The following is an 18,330-nucleotide window of genomic DNA, read 5'->3' as shown; positions in this document are numbered from 1 at the left end:
GCTATGCCGGCAGCTGACCAGCGCCGGACAACATCAACTTTCAGGAGTAAGCATCATGAACTGCACCCTTCGCAGGGGGCTGCTTAGCACCCTCTTTGCCGGCGGTCTTCTGGCCCTCGGCTGCGCTGCGGCAGAGGCCGCGGACACCACCACCAGCGGAACGGACTTGTCCGCTTCCGCCCTCATCTCGGCGGCGGCACCCGCTGACTCGTCGTCGTTGGGCCTGCTGGGTGACCCAACGCCGGCCGGTCCAACCGGTGTCGCCGCCGCAGTGGACGTCAACCTCGGCCTCGGCGGCATCACCGATCCCGGCACCAGTACAGGGGCGACGGACGGCACCACGGCGAATCTCGCCGTCGACGCAGCCGTGAACCTCGGCCTCGGCGGGCTCACCACGGACCCGGCAACCACCGATGTGGCAGCCGCAGCCGACATCAACCTCGGTCTGGGCGGCCTCACCAACGACGGCACCACCGCGGGCACCGCCGATGTGGCAGCCGCAGCCGACGTCAACCTTGGCCTCGGCGGCCTCACCGATCCCGCATCCACCGGCACCACTGACGTGGCAGCCGCAGCCGACATCAACCTCGGCCTCGGCGGCATCACCGATCCCGGCACCGGAACCACCGAAGGCACCACCGCCGACCTCGCCGTCGACGCAGCCGTGAACCTCGGCCTCGGCGGGCTCACCACGGACCCGGCAACCACCGACGTGGCAGCCGCAGCCGACATCAACCTCGGCCTCGGCGGCCTCACCAACGACGGCACCACCGCGGGCACCGCCGATGTGGCAGCCGCAGCCGACGTCAACCTTGGCCTCGGCGGCCTCACCGATCCCGCATCCACCGGCACCGCCGATGTGGCAGCCGCAGCCGACATCAACCTCGGCCTCGGCGGCCTCACCAACGACGGCACCACCGCGGGCACCGCCGATGTGGCAGCCGCAGCCGACATCAACCTCGGCCTCGGCGGCCTCACCAACGACGGCACCACCGCGGGCACCGCCGATGTGGCAGCCGCAGCCGACATCAACCTCGGCCTCGGCGGCCTCACTACCGGTGACACGGCAGCCGGAGTTGACGCGGTTGTAGACCTTGGCGCTGATTCGGGCACCGGAACCGTTGGCAACGGCGGGTTGGACGCTGTAATCGACCTCGGCATTGGCCTGGGACTCGGGGGCGACACCAGCACAGGCACTCCCGGCACCACCGACCCTGGTACCACCACCCCGGGTGACGGCACCACCGGTGACACCGGGACGCTTGATCCCGGAACCGCAGATCCCGGTGCCAGCACCCCGGGTTCGGACAACACCGCAGACAACGGTGGAACGGCCACGGGTGATGATTCCACCGGCATGAATGGCGGCACCGGTAACGGCGGCTTCTCGGCGGCACCGGCAGGCTCCACGGCAGTCAGCGGCACCATCGCCACTGTTACGGCTCCCCGCAGCACCCCGGCGAACGGCAATTCCGCCCTTGCCACCACGGGCATGGGCCACACCGGCCTCGCCAACACGGGCTGGGACGGAACTCTGGTTCCCCTGGCGCTGCTGCTCCTGGCCGGGGGATTCCTGATGCTCCGCAGGCGGAAGGTGTCGTAAAGCGCTTCAAAGACAGCACAGAAACGCCCGCACCCGTGCGCTTGAAGTGGCAGCACTCCGCGGGCTGACGGAAGGAGGACAACGACCCGGAAACGTAGGAACAGTACAAAACACGTCTTCAGCACACGTGTCCTTGTAGCCAATGGTCCGGTGGCGGAAGTGATTCAAACCGCCGCCGGACCGTCGGCGTGTCGCAACGTGAAAGCCTAGGTCAATCGCTGGTTCGACGGTCCCGCCAGTATAATTTGAGGTACATCAGTGCCGCAGCGCACCGGGAGGAACGGTCATGGTGGCGGAATCGCCTAGCTCCATCAAGAATGAAGTTGTCGGCGGTCGCTATCGTTTGGGTGACGTAATAGGCCGTGGGGGGATGTCCTCGGTTTACTCTGCCCGGGATGAAAACCTGGGCCGCGACGTCGCGCTGAAGCTATTCGCGCCGCAGGCTCCGGATGCGGACGAACTGAAGCGGCAGGAAGCGGAGATCCAACTCCTGGCCACCCTGAACCACCCCGGCCTGGTGACGCTCTTCGACGCCGGCATCGATGACCGCCTTCCGGATGAACCCCGTCCCTTCCTCACCATGGAACTCGTGGAGGGCCAGGACCTGCGCAGCCGTATTCGCCACAGCCGCGTGCCCTATGAAGAGCTGTCAGTGATCGGTGCAGGGATCGCCGACGCCCTGGCTTACGTCCATGGCCTCGGCATCATCCACCGCGACATCAAGCCGGGGAACATCCTCCTGGTGCAGATCCGGCCGGGCGAGCCGCTGCGGCCCAAACTCACGGACTTCGGCATCGCCAGGATCGTCGATTCCACCCGGCTCACGGCCACGGGCACCATGGTGGGCACGGCCGCCTACCTCAGCCCCGAGCAGGCCCTCGGCAAACCCCTCTCATCGGCCACGGACATCTATTCCCTTGGCCTGGTGCTGCTGGAGTGCATCAAGGGCACGGTGGAGTACCCGGGCAGTGCCGTGGAATCAGCTGTTGCCCGGCTTCACCGCGCTCCGGAGATCCCCGACGACGTCCCCGCCGAATGGGCGGACCTCATCCGTTCCATGACGGCCATCGAGCCGCTGGAGCGGCCGACGGCTGCGGACATTGAGACGGCGCTGCGCCAGGCCCTGGTTTCCCCGGCGTCAACGCCCGGAGAACTGGCCCCCGAAACCACCCGGGTGCTTCCCGCGATGCCCTTCCACCCGCCCACCATCACTGCCGAAGAATCAGTGGACGAAGTGCGGGATGCGGCAGGGGCCACCGGGGCTATTTCTCCCCTGTCATCCTCACAGCCGTTTGAGCGAACCCCCGCCCCGCAAGCCACGACACCGTCTGCTTCCGGTGCGGCGGCAACCAGCCCAGCCGCCGCCAAGACCTCCAGGAAGCCGCGCTTGTCCCGGACGCAGCGCATCTGGCTGGCCGTCGTACTCGGTATCCTGGTGATCGCCGCGGCCGCCGCAGCGGTGATGATGAGCATTTCCGCCCGACCGACCGACGTCGTGCCCTACCCCACGGTGACCGGCGTTCTGGGTGACCATCTCCAGGAACTTCAAAAGAGCGTGGAACCGTGACCCTGCTGCAGGCACCTCCGAACCGGCTGTTGCTGGCGTGCTCAGCGGCACTGATCGCGGCGGGCTTCCTTAGCGCGTGCGCGGCTCCCGGGAACGGTCTGCAGCGCGAAGCCGCCACCCAACTCCAGGCTCGGGTCCTGGAAGTGACCCAGGCGTCGTCGCAAAACGATCCGGAATCGGCGCTGCAGGCACTCGCCGGTCTTGAGGCGGACCTCTCGGCGGCCCAGGCAAAGGGCCAGGTTTCCGAGGAGCGGCGCCGCAGCATCACCACGGTGGCTACCGCTGTCCGCGCAGACCTCAACGACATCCTCGCGGCCCAGAAAGCGGCGGCTGCGAAGGCATCCGAAGATGCTCGCATCGCTGCTGAACAGGCAGCGCAAAGCGCCGCGCCCGCCCCAGTCCAGCCGGCTCCTGCGCCGGCACCAGCCCAAGGCAGTTCGGGCAGCAACGGCCCGGCCTCCGGCAAAAACAACAACGACAAAGGCAAAGGCAAGAACTGAGCCTGCGCTCAACGTACCGATATACAAAAAAGCGGGGCTCCGGAAGATTATCCGGAGCCCCGCTTCTTTCTCACCACAGCTGCTGCAGCAGCCCGCCGCTAGCTCAGGCTGGCGATGACCTTGTTAAGGGTGGCGGAAGGACGCATCACTGCGGAAGCCTTGGCGTCCTCCGGGTGGTAGTAGCCCCCGATGTCCACGGGTGAGCCCTGGACCTCGGCCAGCTCGCCCACGATGGTTTCTTCCTTGGAGGAAAGCTCATTGGCGACCGTGCTGAACGCGGCGGCCAGCTCGGCGTCGTCCGTCTGCTTGGCCAGCTCTTCAGCCCAGTAGCGGGCCAGGAAGTAGTGGCTGCCTCGGTTGTCCAGCTCCCCCGCGCGGCGGCTCGGGGACTTGTTCTCCAGCAGGAACGTGCCGGTGGCGCGGTCCAGGGTGTCGGCCAGGACCTGGGCGCGGGCGTTGCCCGTGGTGGTGGCCAGGTGCTCGAAGCTGACGGCCAGGGCCAGGAACTCGCCCAGGCTGTCCCAGCGGAGGTGGTTTTCCTTCAGCAGCTGCTGGACGTGCTTGGGGGCGGAGCCGCCTGCACCGGTCTCGAACAGCCCGCCGCCGTTCATCAGCGGAACAACGGAGAGCATCTTGGCGCTGGTGCCCAATTCCAGGATGGGGAACAGGTCCGTGAGGTAGTCGCGGAGCACGTTGCCCGTGACGGAGATGGTGTCCTCGCCCTTCCGGATACGCTCCAGGGTGAAGGCGATGGCCTTGACGGGGGCCATGATCTGGATGTCCAGGCCCTCGGTGTCGTGCTCCTTCAGGTACTCGTTGACCTTGGTGATGAGGTTGGCGTCGTGGGCGCGGTCCTCGTCCAGCCAGAACACGGCGGGGGTCTGGGAGGCGCGTGCCCGGGTGACGGCCAGCTTCACCCAGTCGCGGATGGGGAGGTCCTTGGTCTGGCAGGCGCGCCAGATGTCGCCCTCGGAAACTTCGTGTTCGATCAGGACGTTGCCGGAGCCGTCCACCACCTGCACCTTGCCGGCTTCCTGGATTTCGAAGGTCTTGTCGTGGCTGCCGTATTCCTCGGCTGCCTGCGCCATGAGGCCAACGTTGGGCACCGTGCCCATCGTGGTGGGATCGTAGGCGCCGTTGGCGCGGCAGTCGTCGATAACCACCTGGTAGATGCCGGCGTAGGAGCTGTCCGGCAGGACAGCCAGGGTGTCGGCTTCCTTGCCGTCCGGGCCCCACATGTGGCCGGAGCTGCGGATCATGGCAGGCATGGAGGCGTCCACGATGACGTCGCTGGGGACGTTCAGGGTGGTGATGCCCTTGTCCGAGTCCACCATGGCCAGGGCGGGGCCGTCTTCGAGGCCCTTCTTGATCAGGTTCTGGACGCCTTCGCGGACATCCGCGGGCAGGTCCTCGAGGCTGCTCAGGATGGCGGCAAGGCCGTTGTTGGGGCTGATGCCGGCGGCGGAGAGCTGCTTGCCGTAGGTCGCGAACAGTTCGGAGAAGTAGGCCTTCACCACGTGGCCGAAGATGATGGGGTCGGAGACCTTCATCATGGTGGCCTTCAGGTGGGCTGAGAACAGCACGCCTTCTTCCTTGGCGCGGGCCACCTGGGCCTTCAGGAACTCGTCCAGGGCGGCAGCGCGCATGACCGTGCCGTCGATGACCTCGCCGGCCAGGACCGGGAAGGCCTTCTTCAGGACCTTGACGGAGCCGTCCTCGCGGACCAGCTGGATGGAGATGGTGCCCTCATTCTCGATGACTACGGACTTCTCGTTGGAGCGGAAGTCGTCCTGGCCCATCGTGGCCACGTTGGTCTTGGAGTCCGGGGTCCAGGCACCCATGGAGTGCGGGTTCTGGCGGGCGTAGTTCTTGACGGACAGCGGTGCACGGCGGTCCGAGTTGCCTTCACGCAGGACCGGGTTCACGGCGGAGCCCTTGATCTTGTCGTAGCGCGAGCGGATGGCAGTTTCCTCATCCGAAGACGGGTTGTCCGGGTAGTCCGGCAGTGCGTAGCCCTGGCCCTGCAGCTCTGCAATGGCGGCCTTCAGCTGCGGGATGGAGGCGCTGATGTTGGGCAGCTTGATGATGTTGGCTTCCGGCGTCTTCGCCAGCTCACCGAGTTCAGCAAGGGCGTCACCGATCTGCTGCTCGGGGGTCAGGTAGTCACCGAAGACGGCGATGATGCGGCCGGCGAGCGAAATGTCGCGGGTCTCCACCTCCACACCTGCAGTCGAAGCGAATGCCTCGATGATGGGCAGGAACGAATAGGTAGCCAGCATCGGCGCTTCGTCGGTGTGGGTGTAGATAATCTTGGACATGCGCGGGCGTCTCCCTGTGGGTCGGCTTGGTTGTGAAAAATTCGGTCTATTTCACCATGTACAACTTACCCGAGGACGCCACTTCAAACCTTAACAGGGCCCCGCATTACCCCGGTGAGAGCAGGATTACAGCGATGGAGAACGCACGACGGCGGGCTGGGCACCCGGGTGCCCAGCCCGCCGTCGGCCCTTCCCACCATCAGGAGCCGCTGGAAGGGCCCTAAGTCGCTTTTCTGATATCTCACTACTGTGTACAAAATTGTCTGGTAACGATAAGTTCGCTGAGTCACTCCCGATCCCGGGCCCAACCCCGTTCAGACAGGACACCAATGACACGCACCCGGTCTCTGGCCTCCGGCCTCCTCACTCTCTCGGCGGCCGCCGTACTGGCTCTCGCTTCCGCCGGCGGGGCCACGGCCGCACCGGCCCCCTCCGACGGGAAGGCAAACCCGTCCGTCGCCAGCGTCACTGTCGACGCTGGGGGCTCTGCAGACTACTGGACTCCCGAGCGCATGCGGAGTGCCGTCACCGGCGACACGCTGGCCGGCAAGGCACTTGAACGAGGCAACCGCTCCAGCGCGCTCCTCGTGGAAAAGGGCAAGCCCGCCACCACCAAGGGAACCAAGGGCAAGCCCACGATCGCCAAGAGCGAGGACCCCGTCTCGCACATCGGCAAGGTGTTCTTCACCCTGGGGGGCGCCAACTACGTGTGCTCCGGCAACGCCGTTACGTCAGCGAACAGAAGTACAGTGGCCACCGCCGGGCACTGCGTCAACGAAGGCCCTGGGGCTTACGCCACCAACTTCATCTTCGTCCCCGAATACGAGAACGGCAACGCGCCGTATGGCAAGTGGGCCGCCAAGGCCCTGTACGCCCCCACCCAGTGGGTCAACAACGGCGACATGACCTATGACACGGGCTTCGCCGTCGTAGCCCCGGACAGCAACGGCGACCTGCTGACCGACGTCGTCGGCGGCTCGGGCACCGCCTTCAACCAGGCCCGCGGCCTCACCTACACGTCCTACGGCTACCCCGCCGCCGCACCCTTCAACGGCGAAACGCTGTGGAGCTGCACCGGCAAGGCCACGGCTGACCCCAACAACCCGCAGTTCGCCACCCAGGGGATCCCCTGCGACATGACCGGCGGTTCTTCGGGCGGCCCGTGGTTCATCGGCGTCGACTCCGATGGCGTCCAGAACTCCATCAACAGCTACGGCTACAACGGCTCCCCCGTGATGTACGGCCCCTACTGGGGCTCGGTTATCCAGGACACCTTCAAACGTGCAGCAAAATCCTAGGACGCCGGACGCGGACAAGGATCCCGTCAGCCACGTCGACCTGACCCAGTCGCCTGAGGAAGTCCTCGAGTACTGGACCAAGGAGCGGATGGCGGAAGCCAAGCCCCGGGAGATCCGCCTTCCCAAGCCCGCCCCACGCCCGGCTGACCAGGACTAAGCAGCAACAACCAAGACGACGGCGCCCGTCCCCTTCTGAAGGGGGCGGGCGCCGTCGTCTGTTTAACCACCATCCACTGCTCCGTAGTTGTCGTTTTCACGACGGAAAACGACAACTACTCAGCAACCGATGGGTGGGTGGGTGGGCCCACGCCGCCCGGGTTCCCTGGCCGAGCGCCAGCGAGGCTAGGGCGGCGGTGGGGATTAGTGGAAGAAGTGGCGCGCCCCGGTGAAGTACATGGTGATGCCGGCCGCGTTCGCTGCCGCGATCACCTCTTCGTCGCGGACTGATCCGCCGGGCTGGACCACGGCCCGGACGCCGGCGTCGATCAGGATCTGCAGGCCGTCAGCGAACGGGAAGAACGCGTCGGAGGCCGCCACGGCACCGCGTGCCCGCTCCGGTGCGCCGCTACCGCTTGCGTTGGAGGCACCGCCCGCACCTTCGACGTCGGACTCCACGGTGACGCCCAGGGTGTTGGCCCGCTCCACGGCCAGGCGGCAGGAGTCCAGGCGGTTGACCTGGCCCATACCGATGCCCACCGCGGCCCCGTCCTCGGCAAGGAGGATGGCGTTGGACTTCGCGGCCCGGCAGGCGGTCCAGGCGAAGGCGAGGTCCGCGAGCGTCTTCTCGTCCGCGGCTTCACCCGCGGCGAGGGTCCAGTTGGCGGGGTTGTCGCCGTCGGCGTCCACCTTGTCGGTGACCTGGACCAGCATGCCGCCGGAGACCTGGCGGAACTCCGTGGGGTAGCGGCCGTAGCCCTCGGGCAGGGCGAGCAGGCGGATGTTCTTCTTCTTGGAGAGGATCTCCACGGCCTCGGGCTCGAAGCCGGGGGCGATGACCACCTCGGTGAAGATGTCCTTGACGGTGTTGGCCATGCCCGCGGTCACGGTGCGGTTGGCTGCGATGACGCCACCGAATGCGGAGACGGGATCGCAGGCGTGGGCCTTGGCGTGCGCGTCGGCGATGGGGTCCGCAGCATCGGCGGAACCGACGGCCACGCCGCAGGGGTTGGCGTGCTTGATGATGGCGACGGCGGGCTCGGCAAAGTCGTAGGCGGCGCGCAGGGCGGCGTCGGCGTCAACGAAGTTGTTGTAGCTCATGGCCTTGCCGTGCAGCTGGTCCGCCTGGGCGATGCCCATCGGCGCAGCCTTGTCCACGTACAGTGCGGCCTGCTGGTGCGGGTTCTCGCCGTAGCGCAGCACCTCTGAGCGTTCCAGCGACAGCCCGGCGTAGGCGGGCCAGTCGATGACGCCGTCGCCGTCCTCGTCCAGGAACTGGCTGGCGGTCCAGGTGGCCACCGCGTTGTCGTATGCGGCGGTGTGCGCGAATGCCTTGGCGGCGAGGCGGCGGCGGGTCTTCAGGTCGAAGCCGCCGGCGGCGGCGGCCTCCACGACCTGGCCGTAGAAGGAGGGGTCGACCACAATGGCGACGGCGGCATGGTTCTTGGCTGCCGAGCGCACCATGGCGGGGCCTCCGATGTCGATCTGCTCCACCACGTCGTCCTGGGCGGCGCCGGACTTGACCGTCTCGACGAACGGGTAGAGGTTCACCACCACCAGGTCGAAGGCCTCGATGTCCATGCTGGCGAGGGTTTCCATGTGGGCCGGGACGCGGCGGTCTGCCAGGATACCGCCGTGGACGCGCGGGTGCAGCGTCTTGACGCGGCCGTCCAGCATTTCGGGTGAACCGGTGACCTCCTCCACCTCCTGCACGGGGATGCCCGCGGCGGCGATCTTCTTGGCCGTGGAGCCGGTGGAGACGAGCTTTACACCGGCAGCGTGCAGGCCCTTGGCGAGCTCCTCCAGACCGGTTTTGTCGTAGACCGAGATCAGGGCCCGGCGGATGGGTACACGGTCAATGGATACGCGTTCATGCTGCGTGAAGCTCACAAATGTCTCCGTCTTATCTCGCGGAACAAGGCCGCGGTTGGTGGGGATAGGGCCAGTTTATCGCGATGGGCGCGCTTGCCCCGCGTGTCAGCCGGAGTGTGAACGCGCTGGGGCCGGGCTAAAGTTTTCAGCAGGAGGCGGCGATGAATACTTACACCACTGTGCCCAGCGGCGAACAGGTGGTCCAGGAACTGCCCTGGCGATGGAAAGTCCAGGGCAGAATCTTCCTTGTGGGCGGCCTCGGCTTCATGTTCGATGCCTGGGATGTGACCCTGAACGGCATCCTGATTCCGTTGCTTTCGAAGCACTGGTCCCTCTCCGCCGGCGAGGCCGCATGGGTGGGCACGTCCAACCTGATCGGCATGGCCCTGGGCGCGTTCATCTGGGGAACCATCGCGGACACGGTGGGGCGGAAGAAGGCCTTCACGGCCACGCTGCTGCTGTTCTCGGTGTTTACGGTGCTGGGCGCGTTCGCCCCCGACTTCATCTGGTTCTGCGTCTTCCGGTTCATGGCAGGCTTTGGCCTGGGCGGTTGCATTCCAGTGGATTACGCCCTGGTGGGTGAGTTCACCCCGCGGAAGCAGCGCGGGAAGGTGCTGACCGCAATGGATGGCTGGTGGCCGGTAGGTGCTGCCCTGGCCGGCTTCGTCTCGGCAGGGCTGGTGGCCCTCTCCGGCGACTGGCGCCTGACCATGCTGGTGATGGTCCTGCCTGCACTCCTGGTGTTCTGGGTCCGGAGGAGTGTGCCGGAGTCCCCGCTGTTCCTCATCCGGAAAGGCCGCCGGGAGGAAGCGGCCCGGATCATCGACGGGCTGGTGGAAGCCACCGGCGCCGAACCCCGGGCGTACAGCCTCCCCGATGCCAAAGACGTGCCACGGCTCTCCGCCGGCAGCGCCTGGACCCAACTGCGCTCCGTGTGGCAGTTCAACTGGAAGATCACCACGGCCGCCTGGGCCCTGTTCTTCAGCATCCTGCTGGTCTACTACCTGTCCCTGACGTGGATGCCCCGGATTCTGATCGGCGCCGGCTTCGCCGAGTACAAGGCCTTCGTCACCACTGCCTCCATCGCCGCCGTCGGATTCCTGGGCGTGGTGGTGGCCGCCCTCCTGGTGGAGCGGGTGGGCCGCAAATGGATTCTTGCCATCACGGGTCCCCTGTCGGCGCTGACCCTGGTGATCGTGGCGTTCGTGGTGGACATCCCCACCGCCGCGGTGTTCTGGCTGCTGGTGTTCGGGTTCGTGGTGCAGGTGGCCATCCCGGTCCTGTACGCGTACGTCTCTGAGCTCTACCCCACCGAACTGCGGGGCACCGGCTTCGGCTGGGCCTCCACGTTCTCCCGGCTGGGCGCAGGCTTTGGGCCGCTGATTTTCGCCAACTACTTTTGGCCCGAACTCGGGTTGGCCACGTCCTTTGCGCTGGCAGGGGCCCTGGTCCTGGCAGCAGTGCTGTGGATGGCGTTCTTCTCCCCCGAAACCCGCCAGCGCCGCCTGCAGTAGCGGCTTCCCTTCCCAACTGACTCGCACTTGTTGTCGTTTAGGACCCCGAAAACGACAACAAATGCGAGCTACTTGGTCAACTGTCCTGGAGCTAGTCGGGCGACCAGCCTCTGCTGAGAAGCGCGCGGCGTACTTTCGAGACGGCCGCCCTGCCCGCGTCTCCCATATGCCGTTTGGAGATCCTGACTAGGAGCCAGCCCGCCCGCAGGAAGTCCTCCTCACGGGCGATGTCACGGACGACCTGTTCCGGGGAAGAATGCACTTCGCCGTCATACTCCACAGCAACGCGGTGACGCGGGTAGCCCAGGTCAGGCTGGCGCACGACGCCGCCGCCCAGCTCTGTGAGCACGTTCAGTTGCGGTTCGGGAAGGCCTGCGAATTCCAACGCCAGCCTTAAGCGCGTCTCAGGTGCAGAGTCGGCGCCAACCCGCGCCTGCTCACCCCCGCTACGCACACGATCTCGTCGTCGAAGAACTGTCCCATGTGCCCCACGCCCCCCCCCTGCGCCGGGGAATAGCCATCGTGTCCGGACGGGAAATGTGGACGAGCGGGTCCCTTTGACCGGGTAGAAAACCCGGAAAATCCCAGAAGCTGAAGGCTGTGGCATGGGAAGCAGCCGAGAACGCAGTAATCGTCGTAAACGGCCTCAAAGCCTCAGGCCCGAGTGTTTCCATTGGCCCGGGCGAGGAGCCGCAATGCGGCACCCTGATTCCGCGGCTGGGTGAGTCCAGCGCTGCGTGACGGAGGCGCCTAAGGGTTACTCCGGCGCCGACCGCTTCCTGAAACGTAAAGGGTGTCCGGGCAATCTCGGCGGGAAGGGGACGAGGCGTCTTCACGCGACCATAATCGCAAACCCTTTCGCGTGCCGCCGCGGTTATCCACAGGCAGCAACACCGAAGACCAAGTGGCTGGCAGTTGTTGTCGTTTTGAGTGCTCAAAACGACAACAACTGCGAGCTAGTTGGGAGAGGACGCGGAGTAGGCGGGGTCTGCGGCGAGCGCGGCCAGGGTGGAGACCAGGAGCCGGCGCTCCACCACCTTGATGCGCTCGTGCAGGGTCTCCTCGGTGTCGGAGTCCTCGATAGCCACCGCTTCCTGGGCGATGATAGGGCCCGTGTCCACGCCGGCGTCGGCCCAGTGCACGGTGCAGCCGGTGACTTTCACCCCGTACGCCATCGCGTCGCGCACGCCGTGGGCCCCGGGAAATGCCGGGAGCAGTGCGGGGTGGGTGTTGAGGTACCTGCCGTTGAAGGCGTCGATGAAGCTTGGGCTGACGATCCGCATGAACCCGGAGGAGACCACGACGTCCGGCTTGTACGCGGCCACGGCGTCGGTGAGCGCCGCGTTCCAGTCGGCGCGTTCCGGGTAGGCCTTGAAGTCCACCACAAAGGTGGGGATGCCGGCGGCAGCAGAGCGTTCGACGCCGAACGTCCCCTCACGGTCAGCGCCCACCGCTGTGATTTCCACATCGAGCTCCCCCGCCTTGACGGCGTCAATGACGGCCTGGAGGTTGGACCCGGTTCCGGAAACGAGGACGACGATACGCATTGGTCCAGCTTAGGTGCACGCTCGCGTACGCTGGAAAACATGAACAGCGAACCGGGCCGGGGCGGGCAGCAGGTCAAACCCCCGCTCAGCGAGGCAGCCAAGGCCTCCCTCGCCAAGACCCGCACCCTGTTCCGGATGTTTGTCGTCTCGGTCCTGGGCGCCTTCTTCGTATACCAGTTGGATGTCGGCTACCTATGGCTGACAACAGTGCTCACCGCCGTTGGCCTGGTCCTGGGCGTTGTCCTGCTGGTGCGGGCCATCCGGTTGAGGGAATCCAAGTTGGTCCTCTTTGGGACCATTTCCGGCCTGGTGGTTGCAGCTGTCATGGTGCTGCTGATTGTCACCACCTTGGTCCTGTACGACCAGGTGCGCGAATGCCAGGCCTGCCTTGGCCGGGCGCTGACGGACCGGGCTACCCATGCCTGCATGGTCCAGTTCCAGGACGTCCTGCCGACAAAGATGCGCTAGCGGGGCCAGGGTCCTAGTGGACCAACTCCGCGTCCCGTTCCGCGGTGCTGCCCTTCTCCCGCTCCAGCCACGGTCCGGCCGCATAGCCAATAACGACGCCGATGCCCACCTCGGCGGCCACCCAAAGTCCCGTCCACAGCGGGTCGGGCCCGATGGCGGTCAGCCGGCCGAGGCCGGCTGAGCCCCTGGCGATCCACGCCAAGCCCGCGGTCAGCACTCCGGCGCCCAGCCCGGCCAGGACTGCGAGCACCAGGGTGGAAGCGCTGGCTGTGAACCAGCGGGCGTGGATCTTGATGGCGAGCCATTCGTCGAAGTGGTTTTCGCCCTCCCGCAGGAACCACCATCCGGCCATGACTCCTGCCAGCACCGGAACCACCAGGGCCACCAAAGCGTAGTCCAGGGGTCCTGAGGGGATGGCGGCCAGGACGGGGATGGAAGGGAGCGGTCCGACGGCGGTGGCCAGCGGACCCACCTGGGAGCCGGCTCCCATGGCGAAACCGGCGCCGGACGTCCAGGCGAGGGCAAAGACGACGAGGTTGGGCAGGAAGCCAAGCTGTGCGACGGTGAGGGCCGCGCCTCCCACCGGGCCGGCGTCGAGCGCTTCGTAGACGGAGACCACGAGGTTCCAGTGGATGAACAGGTCGATTGCCAGGAGCGCGGCCGCCAGGGTGAGGGCGGACATCACAGCCACGAATCCGGCTTTCGCCACAGATGCGAAGTACGAGCCGGCCCAGCGGGAATGCTGGCTGGTGCGCGAAATCCAGTCCACGGCATCGACGCCGATGAGCCGGCTCCACGAACCCGCTTCCCGCCGCGCTCCGATCACCATGCCCACTGCGTACGGAATCAGGGGAATCAGCAGGGCGTACCAAAGATTGATGATGACGTCGGCAGTGCGGCAAACAAACCCGGTGGCCGCGCCGAAGGCGGCATAGACCAACCATGACCCCAGCAGCGCCTGCCACAGCTGGTCCGTGTAGGAGGCGCGGGCCAGCCTGCGGCCGGCGCGCCAGGCCAGCAGGAACGGGATAAGGGTCAGGCCCAGGGGAATCAGGCTCAGCGTGCCGGACCCGCCGTGGGTGGCTGCCTCGGGACCGGCGCCGGCAAGCCCCAACGGCACGCCATGGACCAGGAGCCAGGACTGGCCGGCAAGCCTGGCCAAGACCTCGAACTGTCCGTTCTGGAAGCCGGCGGTGGCCCACACGGCAACGATGGGCGCCACCACCACCAGCGCGGAGATTATCGCCGCCTGCGCCGTTTCAAGGGCACCTTGCAGCCACAACGGCATGGGAAGGCCACGGTTTCCGGTCTGATCAGCGCGCAGTTTCATCGTGTTCCATGGTGTCACGGAGGGCGTGCCGTGCCGGCGAACGACAGGCTCGCCGGCAGCACTGATCATCCGGCAAATGCGACAAGGGGCGGCGCTTTTTAGGGGGCACGGCCGTAAAATTGGTAGAAACCAACACCTGCCGCCCTGCCGAGGGGGTACTGCGATTTCTGCTGGCCGCCGCGCTTGGTAGTGCCGGCAATGGACCCGGATTGTCGTAAGCCGGGAAAACAGGAGCCGCGAATGAGAGATGAACCGTAAGTTCTGAAGATATTCGTCCTACTGGCTGGTGCAGTCAACGCTAGCAGCGCGGCTGCACCAGCACCTTAAAACGATACGGCGCCGGGAGCCTCCAAGTAGGCTCCCGGCGCCGTTCACCGTGTCAGGGCTGCTGCTCAATGAGCCTGCCCAGGGGAACAAGGGACCAGGTCCCCCGCTTTTATCAGCGGCGGTTGTCGCCGTCGGTGTCGATGTGTTCCTTGCGGACTTCCTCGTTCACCGTGACGTCGTCGCGGACGGTTTCCTTGTCCAGCCGGACGCGCTCCACGGGGACGGCTTCCTTCTCCACCACCGGGCGCTCCTCGTGGAGGACCACTTCGTGCTCTTCTTCGCTGATGGCAGGGCCGTCGAGGGCGGCACCCCGGTTGGCGTCCGTGATGGGCTCACGCTCGATCCGGACCTCTTCGCGCTCCACCGGGATGGTCTTGGTGACGTTCTCGGTGGTGACGTACTTCCGCAGCCGTGCCCGGCCCGTGGCTTCACGTTCCGTGCCCACGTGCAGCTGTTCCTCGGACCGCGTCATGGCGTCGTCCGTTGTGGGGCCCGAGGTGTCGTGGCCAACGGCTCCGCGGGACTCGGTATCGCGCTCGGAGCGGATGCCTGCCGTGGGGGTGCCTGCGTTCAGGTCGGCATCGCCCTGCAGGTCGGCGTCGGTCCTGGTTCCGGAGCTGGCAACGTCGGAAGCCGAGTAACCGGAGGTTGCCTCGGTGTAGGTCCGTGCACCGTTGCGGTCGTAGTAGGTGTAGAGCCGGTCCTCTTCCTCGGGGCTGAGGTGGCCGTCGGCGTCCACGCGGGGAGCATCCTTGACGTGTTCCTTGCTGTAGGGAACCACCAGGTCCTCACCCTGTTCGTGTGCGCCCTCAACCGGCACGAAGGACTCGGACGTGCCGAAAAGGCCCGTCTTCACAGTGACCCATGTGGGCTCACCCGTGTCGTCATCTGCGTACAGCTGGCCGAGCGATCCGATTTTCGAACCGTCGGAACCGACGACGTTGCCGCCCTTAGTGAGCAGGTTTTCAAGGTTTTCCCTGTTAAGCATGACGTCTCCTTGGATTGTCGTTGCACTGGGTCTGCCAGCAGTGGATATCCCGGACCGGGGCAATCTCCCGACGTCCGGCTTCCGGCCCCGGCTGCTTGAGGCTCTGCGCTGACTGCCCCACTACCGTAAGCATGCTTAGCATCAAATGCCAAGCCTACTTAGTAATTTTTTTAGGACCCGGGTGCATCTGTTCACCCGTCCTTCTCCTCCGGGTCATGCTTTCTCCCCCGTCATTTCAAGGGAGGAGCCCACGGTTGAGGGGTGAGGATCGCAATCGTCGCCGAATCATTTTTGCCGTTGATGAACGGTGTCACGCACTCAATTTTGCGGGTCCTGGACCATCTGCAGGAGCGGGGTGACGATGTCCTGGTCATCGCCCCGTCCGCCCATGACGGTGGGGCAGCCAGCCATGTCAATGGTGCTGAGGTGCACAGGCTTCCGGCGGTTCCGCTGGCCGGCTACACGAATGTCAGGGTGGCGTTGGGTGGTGTGTACCGGGTCAAGCGAATCCTTGCCGAGTACGCGCCTGACGTTGTGCATCTTGCCTCTCCCTTCGTGCTGGGATGGCGTGCGGCACAGGCTGCGAGCCAGTTGGGGATTCCCACTGTGGCCGTGTACCAGACAGAGGTCCCCGGCTACGCCGCGCGCTACGGCGTCCCCTTCCTCGAGAACTGGGCCTGGGCCAGGGTGGAGCACATCCACCTGCTGGCCACGCGCACCCTGGCGCCCTCCACGTTCGCGCTGAACCAGTTGCGCGGGCGGGGCATCCCGCGGGTGCGGATGTGGCGCCGTGGTGTGGATACCGCGCGGTTCTCGCCCGAAAAGCGCGACGACGGCTGGCGGGCTTCGGTGGCCCCCAACGGTGAACGGATCATCGGGTACGTGGGCAGGCTTGCCGCCGAAAAGCAGGTGGAAGACCTCGCGGCCCTCGCCGGCATGTCCAATACACGGCTGGTGATTGTAGGGGACGGACCCCAGCGCAACGCTCTTGAAGCGGCACTGCCCGACGCACTGTTCACCGGCTTCCTGGGCGGTGAGGAACTGGCCAGGGCGGTGGCATCCTTCGATCTGTTCGTCCATCCGGGCGAGTTTGAGACCTTCTGCCAGACCATCCAGGAGGCCATGGCATCGGGCGTGCCGGTGGTGGCCACGGGCCGGGGCGGCCCGCTGGACCTGGTGGAAAATTCCCGCACCGGGTGGCTCTATGAACCGGGTGACCTCTCAGCCATGCGCGTCCGGGTGCAGGACCTGGTGGGCGACGACGCCAAGCGCCGGGCCTTCGCGACAGCCGCGCACGCCTCGGTGCAGGACAGGACCTGGCGGGCCCTGTGCTCAGAACTGATCCACCACTACGAAGAGGCCATCGCTGCCGTTCCAATGGCGGCAAGCTCGATCAACTCCAAGGGAGCCAAGTGGTGAAGATATCTGTGATCGGCTGCGGCTACCTGGGCGCGGTCCACGCGGCAACACTGGCATCCATGGGCCACACTGTGGTGGGCATCGACGTGGATCCCGGCAAAGTGCGGCAGCTGGCGCAGGGCAGCGCGCCGTTCCACGAGCCCGGGCTGGACGAACTCCTCGAGGACGGCCGCACCACCGGGAGGCTGCGGTTCTCCACCGACCCGGCGGACGCCAAGGATGCACAGGTGCACTTCCTCTGCGTGGGGACGCCGCAGGAAAAGACGTCCGACGCCGCCGACCTCACCTTCCTGGTCTCCGCAACGGAAGCACTGCTGCCGCACCTGGCCGCGGGCGCCGTCGTCGTGGGCAAATCCACTGTCCCCGTTGGCACGGTGGACCTGCTGGGCGCCATCCTGGCGCCGCGGCCGGACGTGCTGCTCGGGTGGAACCCTGAATTCCTGCGGCAGGGCACGGCCGTGAAGGACTCGTTGGTGCCGGACCGGCTGGTGTACGGCGTCGAGGGCGGCCGGTCCGGCGCCTTCAATCCCGCCACCGGTAGCCCGATGGGGGTGACGGCTGTACTGGATGCCGTCTACGAACCGCTGCTGGCCGCCGGAATCCCCCGCCTGGTGTGCAGTTCCGCCACGGCCGAACTCATCAAGTCCGCCGCCAACGCGTACCTGGCCACCAAAGTCAGCTTCATCAACGCGGTGGCGGAACTGTGCGATGCCGTCGGCGCGGACGTGGGCGAACTCAGCGCAGCTATGGGGCTGGACCCCAGGATCGGGGGCCGGTACCTGCATGCCGGCCTGGGCTTCGGCGGTGGCTGCCTGCCCAAGGACATCCGCAGCTTCCGCACACAGGCGGCAACGCTGGGCGTATCCGCCGTGGAGGAGTGGATGCGCCTGGTGGACAACGTGAACCTTGGCCAGCGGGAGCGGACGGTCAGGCTCGCGGCGGAGCTGTGCGGCGGAGCGTTATCTGGCCGCTCAGTCACCGTCCTGGGCGCCTCCTTCAAGCCCGACACCGATGACATCCGCGACTCCCCCGCCCTGGACGTGGCGGACCGGCTGGCCGCTGCCGGGGCCCACGTGACGGTCACGGACCCCAAAGCGGTGAACCTTGCATGGCGGCGCTACCCGCGCCTCCGTTTCGAGGCCTCCACCGAGAAGGCGCTCCAGGACGCCGAGTTGGTGCTGCTGCTCACCGAATGGGACGAATACCGGCGGCTGAGCCCCGCCCTCGCCGGGCAGCTGGTACGACGGCGGGTGGTCCTGGACGCGCGGAACGTGCTGGATGCAGGGGCCTGGCAGGAGGAGGGCTGGATGGTGCGCGGCCTGGGCACCTCCGTTGGAGCCCTGGGCACTGTGGCCACGGGCGCCCTGGGCGCGGGCACTGTGGGCACCGGTACGTTGAACTCCGCGCCCGGGGGACGCTGAGG

General features: G+C 66.5%; 16 protein-coding genes. 10 read left to right on the top strand and 6 right to left on the bottom strand.

Annotation, left to right across the window (positions count from 1 at the left end):
* Positions 1 to 55: 55 nt before the first annotated feature.
* The 3 genes from LFT46_RS05960 to LFT46_RS05950 all read left to right on the top strand — a co-directional run bounded on the left by LFT46_RS05960 (position 56) and on the right by LFT46_RS05950 (position 3,670).
* Positions 56 to 1,603: a hypothetical protein gene (locus tag LFT46_RS05960; protein WP_236821574.1), complete on the top strand. Its 1,548-nt coding sequence runs from the start codon at positions 56 to 58 to the stop codon at positions 1,601 to 1,603.
* Between the two features lie 286 nt (positions 1,604 to 1,889).
* Positions 1,890 to 3,170 carry a serine/threonine-protein kinase gene (locus LFT46_RS05955; protein WP_236821573.1) on the top strand — a complete coding sequence of 427 codons (1,281 nt, stop codon included), beginning with the start codon at positions 1,890 to 1,892 and terminating at the stop codon, positions 3,168 to 3,170.
* Positions 3,167 to 3,670, top strand: coding sequence for a hypothetical protein (locus LFT46_RS05950; RefSeq protein ID WP_236821572.1), 504 nt, complete (start codon positions 3,167 to 3,169; stop codon positions 3,668 to 3,670). Before LFT46_RS05955 ends, LFT46_RS05950 begins: the two co-directional genes overlap by 4 nt.
* A gap of 98 nt (positions 3,671 to 3,768) precedes the next feature.
* Here LFT46_RS05950 and LFT46_RS05945 read toward each other — a convergent pair whose 3' ends face one another.
* Complete coding sequence (locus LFT46_RS05945; protein ID WP_236821571.1) at positions 3,769 to 5,988, bottom strand: NADP-dependent isocitrate dehydrogenase; 2,220 nt, start codon at positions 5,986 to 5,988, stop codon at positions 3,769 to 3,771.
* Between the two features lie 329 nt (positions 5,989 to 6,317).
* On the opposite strand from LFT46_RS05945, the gene LFT46_RS05940 reads away from it, so the two are divergent.
* Together LFT46_RS05940 and LFT46_RS05935 are read left to right on the top strand one after the other, a co-directional pair.
* The gene (locus LFT46_RS05940) at positions 6,318 to 7,286 is read left to right on the top strand and encodes a trypsin-like serine peptidase (protein WP_236821570.1); all 969 of its coding nucleotides are present in this window, start codon (positions 6,318 to 6,320) and stop codon (positions 7,284 to 7,286) included.
* Entirely contained in the window at positions 7,270 to 7,443 is a 174-nt protein-coding gene (locus LFT46_RS05935; protein ID WP_236801491.1) for a hypothetical protein, read from the top strand. Before LFT46_RS05940 ends, LFT46_RS05935 begins: the two co-directional genes overlap by 17 nt.
* A 203-nt stretch (positions 7,444 to 7,646) precedes the next feature.
* On the opposite strand, the gene purH is transcribed toward LFT46_RS05935, so the two are convergent.
* Positions 7,647 to 9,332 (bottom strand): bifunctional phosphoribosylaminoimidazolecarboxamide formyltransferase/IMP cyclohydrolase, encoded by a 1,686-nt coding sequence (gene purH, locus LFT46_RS05930; RefSeq protein WP_236821569.1) that lies wholly within the window; start codon positions 9,330 to 9,332, stop codon positions 7,647 to 7,649.
* Between the two features lie 143 nt (positions 9,333 to 9,475).
* Between purH and LFT46_RS05925 the strand changes: the two genes are divergently transcribed.
* Entirely contained in the window at positions 9,476 to 10,828 is a 1,353-nt protein-coding gene (locus tag LFT46_RS05925; RefSeq protein WP_236821568.1) for an MFS transporter, read from the top strand.
* Positions 10,829 to 10,919: 91 nt separating this feature from the next.
* On the opposite strand, the gene LFT46_RS05920 is transcribed toward LFT46_RS05925, so the two are convergent.
* Complete coding sequence (locus LFT46_RS05920) at positions 10,920 to 11,213, bottom strand: hypothetical protein (RefSeq protein ID WP_236821567.1); 294 nt, start codon at positions 11,211 to 11,213, stop codon at positions 10,920 to 10,922.
* Between the two features lie 215 nt (positions 11,214 to 11,428).
* On the opposite strand from LFT46_RS05920, the gene LFT46_RS05915 reads away from it, so the two are divergent.
* Positions 11,429 to 11,569, top strand: coding sequence for a hypothetical protein (locus tag LFT46_RS05915; protein ID WP_236801487.1), 141 nt, complete (start codon positions 11,429 to 11,431; stop codon positions 11,567 to 11,569).
* A 215-nt stretch (positions 11,570 to 11,784) separates the two neighbouring features.
* Here the strand turns inward: LFT46_RS05915 and purN are convergent, their stop codons facing one another.
* Entirely contained in the window at positions 11,785 to 12,375 is a 591-nt protein-coding gene (gene purN, locus LFT46_RS05910; RefSeq protein ID WP_236821566.1) for a phosphoribosylglycinamide formyltransferase, read from the bottom strand.
* 39 nt (positions 12,376 to 12,414) lie between these two features.
* Between purN and LFT46_RS05905 the strand changes: the two genes are divergently transcribed.
* Positions 12,415 to 12,843: a hypothetical protein gene (locus tag LFT46_RS05905; RefSeq protein WP_236821565.1), complete on the top strand. Its 429-nt coding sequence runs from the start codon at positions 12,415 to 12,417 to the stop codon at positions 12,841 to 12,843.
* Positions 12,844 to 12,856: 13 nt separating this feature from the next.
* Here LFT46_RS05905 and LFT46_RS05900 read toward each other — a convergent pair whose 3' ends face one another.
* Both LFT46_RS05900 and LFT46_RS05895 read right to left on the bottom strand, forming a co-directional pair.
* On the bottom strand, positions 12,857 to 14,173 hold the full coding sequence (locus tag LFT46_RS05900; protein WP_236821564.1) for a cell division protein PerM: 1,317 nt from the start codon (positions 14,171 to 14,173) through the stop codon (positions 12,857 to 12,859).
* 439 nt (positions 14,174 to 14,612) lie between these two features.
* Positions 14,613 to 15,488 (bottom strand): YsnF/AvaK domain-containing protein, encoded by an 876-nt coding sequence (locus LFT46_RS05895; protein WP_236801483.1) that lies wholly within the window; start codon positions 15,486 to 15,488, stop codon positions 14,613 to 14,615.
* 261 nt (positions 15,489 to 15,749) lie between these two features.
* On the opposite strand from LFT46_RS05895, the gene LFT46_RS05890 reads away from it, so the two are divergent.
* Together LFT46_RS05890 and LFT46_RS05885 are read left to right on the top strand one after the other, a co-directional pair.
* On the top strand, positions 15,750 to 16,907 hold the full coding sequence (locus LFT46_RS05890) for a glycosyltransferase family 4 protein (RefSeq protein WP_236821563.1): 1,158 nt from the start codon (positions 15,750 to 15,752) through the stop codon (positions 16,905 to 16,907).
* On the top strand, positions 16,904 to 18,328 hold the full coding sequence (locus tag LFT46_RS05885) for a UDP-glucose dehydrogenase family protein (RefSeq protein ID WP_236821562.1): 1,425 nt from the start codon (positions 16,904 to 16,906) through the stop codon (positions 18,326 to 18,328). Before LFT46_RS05890 ends, LFT46_RS05885 begins: the two co-directional genes overlap by 4 nt.
* The last annotated feature ends 2 nt before the right edge of the window (positions 18,329 to 18,330 follow it).

The sequence above is a fragment of the Arthrobacter sp. FW306-07-I genome, assembly GCF_021800405.1.
In the GTDB taxonomy this organism is placed as follows: Bacteria; Actinomycetota; Actinomycetes; order Actinomycetales; family Micrococcaceae; genus Arthrobacter.
The sequence above is the reverse complement of the archived record's forward strand: the minus strand, read 5'-3'. Positions and strand labels throughout refer to the sequence as shown.